Origin of the sequence: Faecalibacterium sp. DFI.5.82, assembly GCF_029076575.1 — a bacterium.
In the GTDB taxonomy this organism is placed as follows: domain Bacteria; phylum Bacillota; class Clostridia; order Oscillospirales; family Ruminococcaceae; genus Faecalibacterium; species Faecalibacterium duncaniae.
On sequence record NZ_JARFIS010000201.1, the window covers coordinates 1 to 342 of the forward strand.

Here is a 342-nt window from a genome sequence, read left to right on the forward strand (position 1 = left end):
GTGAAGTAGGCGTAGGCCTTGCGGCCGGAGCGGCCCACCCGGCCCCGGATCAGGTACAGCTGGGCAAGGCCCATTCGGTCGGCAACCTCAATGATAAGGGTGTTGCAGTTGCGCACATCGATGCCCGTTTCGATCAGGGTGGTGCAGACCAGAATGTCGCTCTCGCCGTTGAGCAGATGCTGCCAGACCGGGTTCAGCTCCTCCTCGGTCATCTTGCCGTGGGCAATGCCAACCCGGGCACCGGGTACCATCTGGCTGACTTGGGCGGCGGTGGACTGGTTGTTGTCCACGCGGTTGTGCAGGTAGTACACCTGACCGCCCCGGGCCAGCTCCTTTTTCATG

The 342-nt window shown here is 62.9% G+C and carries 1 protein-coding gene; it reads right to left on the reverse strand.

The features are described 5' to 3' along the window. The coding region (locus tag P0G09_RS16235) for a helicase-related protein (protein WP_275253184.1) at positions 1-342 on the reverse strand (342 nt) is incomplete at both ends.